Source organism: Leucobacter sp. M11 (assembly GCF_035726885.1).
In the GTDB taxonomy this organism is placed as follows: Bacteria; Actinomycetota; Actinomycetes; order Actinomycetales; family Microbacteriaceae; genus JAPFRB01.
In genome coordinates this window covers 200,263-206,227 of record NZ_JAPFRB010000001.1, presented here as the reverse complement: position 1 = coordinate 206,227, position 5,965 = coordinate 200,263, and the positions used below count along the sequence as shown (strand labels likewise).

The window sequence follows — 5,965 nt, the reverse complement described above, 5'->3', positions numbered from 1 at the left end:
TGCGCGTCTGCGCCCGTTTCCTCCGCGCGCTGGTGCTCCGCCCACTCTTTGGCCCGTTCCCGCTCCGTTGGGGTCACGAGCGCGGTCATGATCGCGGCGGATTCCGGGTCGAGGAGCCCGGTGAGCCGGGTCATCCCGTCAGCGAGCGGCGTCAGCCGCAGGAAACGCTTCTGACGGCGTTCGGCCTCGTCGGGGGCGGCTCCGTCGGGGTCGAGGAGTTCGACGGCGTGCTCGGTGAGCCTGGCCACCTCCTCGGCGCTGTGCCGGAGGCCGCCCGTGTCGGACCCGGCGAGGGCGACGAGTTCCCGCTCGGCGGCAGCTGTCTGCTCGCTCGCTCCGATTCGCTTGGTGACGCGGGAGAGCCCGGCGACAATCACCTCCGCGGCGTCGGTGCCGAGCTCGCCCGCGTCCAGGGCCGCCGCGACCGCGGGAAACGGGCCGGGCACCGGCTCGCCCAAAAGATTCGTCGCGGTGCGGGTGCGCTTCGCGAGCCGGATGCGCTGCCGGGCGGTGCGCTCGGAAACACCGGTCACCGACGCGGTGAGCGCGCCGGGCGAGCGAAAGTTTTGTTGCCGGGCCAGGCCTTCGGACCCGTATTCGCGGGCGGAGGCCTCGTCGGCGCGGCCCGCTGCCCAGACCCGGGCGGCGTCCACGTGTCGGGCCAGCCCTTCGACGGCCGCCAGATCGCGGAGAATGCGCTCATGGCGGCGGGCCGTCGCGGGGTGCAGGGCCCCTTCGGAGCCATCCTCGGCGAGGGGGACGCCCTGGAGTCCGCCACCCCAGTCGAGGACGCCTTGCCCGGCACCGGCGGTGTCTCGGGCCGCGGCGCGTTCCTCGGCGAGCGCGCGGGCGGCTTCGTCGCGGAGCGCGGTGAGGATCAGGTGCGCGGCCTCGGTGAGACCGGCGACCGTGAGCGGAATCGTCACTGTCGCAGCCGCGCGATTCTCTGGGGCGACGGTCTCAGACGATGACGTTTCCGCGGCGTTCCCGGGCGCTGCGACCCCGCCCGGGTGGAACCCGGGGTAGGTGGCATCGGTGCTCGGGAAGACGTTCATGTGCAGACCGTAACTGGGACCACTGACATTCGAGTTTGCCGGGGTGCGGGGCGCGTGGACCGCGGCGGCACGGCGGTCATTCGGGCGTGCTGCCGGAGTGCGGAACCGTGGAAATACACCACCGCGGGAGCCCCTCGGTGTAGGGCCGCGCCCGGGCATCGCGCCGTCCGCGGAGGCGGGGCGACCCCGACCGGGCGGAACCCGGGGGCGGGTGCGGCGGTACTCGGGAAGAAGTTCATGTGCAGACCGTAACCGGGACCACCGACATTCGCGTTTGCCGAGATACGGGACGCGTGGACCGCACCGACACGGTGGTCTTTCGCGCGAGTTGTCGGAGTGAACCACTGTAGAAACACACCACCGCGGGAGCGCCAGGGGGCAGGTCGGCACCTCGGAATTGCGCCGTCCGCGGAGGCGGGACGACCCCGCCCGGGTGGAACCCGGGGAAGGGGGCGTCGGCGTTCGGGAAGAGGTTCATGTGCAGACCATAACCGGGACCACTGACATTCGCGTTTGGTGGGGCGTGGGGCGCGTGGACCGTGGCGGCACGGCTGAAATTCGCGCGTGCTGTCGGAGTGCGGAACCGTGGAAACACGCCACCGCTGGAGCCCCTCGGTGCAGGGCTGCGCCCGGGCATCGTGCCGTCCGCGGAGGCAGCGCGGCCCCGCCCAGGCGGAACCCGGGAACGGTGGCGTTAGCGCTGGGGAAGACGTTCATGTGCAGACCGTCACCGGGGCCACCGACATTCGCGTTTGCCGGGGTGCGGGACGCATTGACCGCGCCGGCACGGCGGTGAACCGAGCGAGTTGTCGGAGTGCGCCACTGTGGAAACACAGCACCGCGGGAGCCCCTGGGGGCAGCTCCGCACCACGGAATTGGGTCGTTCGCGGAGGCGGCACGGCCCCGTCCGGGGAGAACCCGGGGAGGGCGGCATCGGTGCTCGGGATGACGTTCATGTGCAGACCGTCACCGGGGCCACTGACATTCGCGTTTGCCGGGGTGCGGGGCGCGTGGACCGCGGCGGCACGGCGGTCATTCGCGCGTGCTGCCAGAGTACGGAACCGTGGAAACACGCCACCGTGGGAGCCCCTCGGTGCGGGGCCGCGCCCGGGCATCGCGCCGTCCGCGGAGGCGGCGCGGCCTCGCCCGGGTGGAACCCGGGGGAGGCGGCATCGGTGCTGGGGAAGACGTTCATGTGCAGACCGGAAACGGGACCACCGACATGCGCGTTTGCCGGAGTGCGCCCCCGTCTAAACAGACCAGTGTGAGAGCCCCTCGGTGCCGGGCTGCCCCTGGGAATCTGGCCGTCCACGGAGGCCGCACCACCCTGCCCGGGCGGAAGCCCGGGGGCGGTGGCATCGGTGCTGGGGAGGAGGGTCATGTGCAGACCGAAACCGGGACCACCGACACTCGCGTTCGCCGGGGTGCGGGGTGCGTGGACCGCTGCGGTACGACGGAAATCCGAGCGTGCCGCTCAGATCCTGGGCCGTTCAAGGTTCTCACCGCGCCGACCGACCGGGCCCGCGTGAGACCACCGCGCCGAACGGCCCACACCGTCACAACCACCTCACCACGGAGGAACCCGGGGGCGGCGGCGGTGTTGGGGAAGAGGGTCATGTGCAGGCGGGAACAAGGACCACGGACCTTCCCGTTTGCCGGGGTGCGGGACGCGTGGATCGCGGCGCCACGGCTGAAACTCGTGCGAGTTGTCGGAGTGCGCCTCCGGGCACACACGCCACTGTGGGAGCCCTTCGGGTCAGTGCCGCGTCTGGGCATCGCGCCGTCCGCAGGCAGCACGACCCGCCGCGGGCGGAACCCGGGGGCCGCGTCGGTGCTCGGGGACGACGGCGGAGCTCGGGAAGAGGATCAGGGGCAGGCGGGAGCCGGGATCTCGGACACGGGAACGAGTCGGGGCCGCGGCTCCGGGCGGCTTGTCGGGGGAACGTGGTGGAATAGAGGGGTGACAGAGAGACCCCGCAGCCGCCCAACCGTGCTGCACGTGGACATGGACGCGTTCTTCGCCTCCGTGGAGCTCTTGGAGCGCCCAGAACTGATCGGCAGACCCGTCGCCATCGCGCACGACACCGGTCGCTCGGTGGTGTCGAGTTGCACCTACGAGGCGCGCCGCTTCGGCGTGCGCTCGGCGATGCCGATTCAGATGGCGAAGCAGCGCTGCCCGCAGCTGATCATCATCCCGCCCACGATGGGGAAGTACTCGGCGTACTCCAAACGCGTCATGGCGATCTTCCGCGAGTTCACCCCGCTCGTTGAGCCTCTCTCGATCGATGAGGCCTTCCTCGATGTGGCGGGAGCGGAACGGCTCTTCGGCCCCGCGCCGAGGATCGCGGAGCTACTGCGCGAGCGAGTGCGGCAGGAAACGGGCCTGCCCTGCTCGGTCGGGGTCGCGGGAACCAAGTTCATTGCCAAGCTGGCTTCCCAGCGCGCCAAGCCCGATGGGGTACTCGTCATCGAGCCCGAGCACACCCTGGAGTTCCTGCATCCGTTGCCCGTTGGCGCGATGTGGGGCGTCGGCCCCGCCACCCAGAAATCGCTCGAATCCCGCGGTATCCGCACCGTGGGCGACCTGGCCACCGAACCGCTTCCGAGCCTGCGCAACCTCGTGGGCCAGGCCGCCGCGCAGAAACTGCACGACCTCGCGAACGGCCGAGACGCCCGCGGCGTCGAGATCGAGCACCAGGAGAAGTCGATCGGGCACGAGGAGACCTTCGCCCACGACGTCGCCGATCCGCGGGTGCTCGACCGTGAGCTCCTCCGGCTGTCCCAGGCGGTGGGGGAGCGGCTGCGGAAGAAGGGGCTCCGCGCCCGGACGGTGGCGATCAAGGTCCGCTGGTCGGACTTCACCACCGTGACCCGCTCGCAGACGCTCTCGGAGCCCACCGACACGAGCCACCGCATCGTCTCGACCGCGCGCAGCCTGCTGGCGCAGCTCGACTCGGCGGGCCAGCGCGTGCGCCTCATCGGCGTGCGCGCCGAGCAGCTGATGGATGCCGAGGATGCCCTCCTTGGCCTGTGGAGCGACGATGACGAGCAGCGGGTCGTCGATCAGACCGCCGACGGGATCCGGGCCCGCTTCGGCTCGGCGGGGCTCCGACCGGCCCGCCTGATCACGGCGCGGGACGGGGTCGTGGATGCCCGCTCCCTGCGCGATCCCGAGGCCTGAGCGGCCGCCCCGGGAGCGCGAAAACAGCAATTGTCGAAAACCGCCGTGGCGGCGGAGGCGCAAGAATGAATACCCCGCAGAAATCCAAGATCCGGCACGGAAACCGAAGCATATTCACCAAATCGCCACGAATCCGTGAAAACTGGGTGTCGTCAGACATCAGTTCGCGATCGGGCTTAGGATGTACGTCGGACGGGTGACCGCACAACCGCGGAAATCTGTCGAGCGAGGGGGTTCTTTCGGGGCTCCCGTGACACGCGCCAGCACCAACAGAGAGCGAATGCATGCACACCGACGTGAACACGCCCAGTCCTCCGACTCGGGCACTTGACTCCGCGACCGGAATCAGCCGAAAAGGGCTGCCCACCGGGAGCGTCGGCGTCCTTGGGGCGCTCGTAATTGGCCTTTCGGTCTGCGCACCCGCTTACACCCTCACCGCCGCGGTTGGCCCCGCCGCGAGTGAGGTCGGCCTGCAGACCCCCGCGATCTTCCTGATGGGCTTCCTGCCCATGCTGCTGGTCGCTCTCGGGTACCGCGCGCTCAACGCTGCGATGCCCGACTCTGGCACCTCCTTCACCTGGGCAACGCGCGCCTTTGGCCCCTGGGTTGGCTGGATGGCCGGCTGGGGCCTCATCGCGGCCACCGTGCTCGTGCTCTCAAACCTCGCTGGCATCGCTGTCGACTTCCTCTTCGAATCCCTCGCGATCATGATGGGCGACCCCGGCATCGCCGACCTCTCGAAGAACGTCGGCATCAACGTGCTCGTCTGCCTCGGCTTCATGCTGATGGCGACCATCATTTCCTACCGGGGCATGACCTCGACGAAGATCTTCCAGTACATCACCGTCGTCTTCCAGATGGCCGTGCTCATCTGGTTCATCGTCGCCATGTTCGTCGGCTCGCAGGACCCGAAGAACACCGAGGGCCTGACCCCGGAGCTGTCCTGGTTCAACCCCTTCGAGGTCAGCAGCTTCAGCGCCTTCTCCGCCGGAATCGCCGTGTCGATCTTCGTCTACTGGGGCTGGGACACCGTCCTCACGATGGGCGAGGAGACCAAGCCCTCCAAGGGTCGGCTCTCGACCGAGGGCAAGGCCGCGATGATCCTGGTCGGCCTGCTCGTGTTCCTCTACGTCGCCACCGCGACCGCGACGGTCGCCTACGCCGGCATTGGGGACGGCCCCACGGGGCTCACCAACTCGAAGATCGCCGAGAACGTCTTCGCCGCCCTCGCGCACCCCGTGATGGGCCCGGCCGCGATCCTGCTGACCCTGGCGATCCTCGTGAGCGCCATGAGCTCGATCAACTCGACCGCGATCTCCCCGGCGCGCACCCTGCTGGCGATGGGCCACTACGGCGCTGTGCCGCCCGCGCTGAAGAAGATCCACCCGAAGTTCAAGTCGCCGCACATCGCCCTCATGGCCTCCTCCGTCGTCGCGTCGGTGTTCTACGCCGTGATGCGCGTCGTGAGCGAGGACGCCCTGTGGGACACGATCACGGCCCTCGGCATGATGGTCTGTTTCTACTACGGCATCACCGCGCTCGCGAGCAGCTGGTACTTCCGGAAGACCGCCTTCTCGTCCTTCGGCTCCGCGATGAGCAAGGTGATCCTGCCGGGGCTCGGCGGTATCATCCTGCTCGTCGTGTTCGTGCAGACGACCGTGGACAGCATGGACCCCGAGTTCGGCTCCGGCAGCAACATCGCCGGGATCGGCCTGGTCGGTATCCTCGG

At 69.6% G+C, this 5,965-nt stretch carries 3 protein-coding genes; 2 read left to right on the top strand and 1 reads right to left on the bottom strand.

The window, feature by feature from the left end; translation table 11 throughout:
• Positions 1-1,055 (bottom strand): DUF222 domain-containing protein (locus OOT08_RS01010; RefSeq protein ID WP_325090727.1); only part of this gene is annotated, 1,055 nt, incomplete at its 3' end.
• A gap of 1,960 nt (positions 1,056-3,015) precedes the next feature.
• Here OOT08_RS01010 and OOT08_RS01005 point away from each other — a divergent pair.
• Together OOT08_RS01005 and OOT08_RS01000 are read left to right on the top strand one after the other, a co-directional pair.
• The gene (locus tag OOT08_RS01005) at positions 3,016-4,236 is read left to right on the top strand and encodes a DNA polymerase IV (protein ID WP_325090726.1); all 1,221 of its coding nucleotides are present in this window, start codon (positions 3,016-3,018) and stop codon (positions 4,234-4,236) included.
• Positions 4,237-4,520: 284 nt separating this feature from the next.
• On the top strand, positions 4,521-5,965 hold a 1,445-nt coding region (locus tag OOT08_RS01000; RefSeq protein WP_325090725.1), incomplete at its 3' end, for an APC family permease.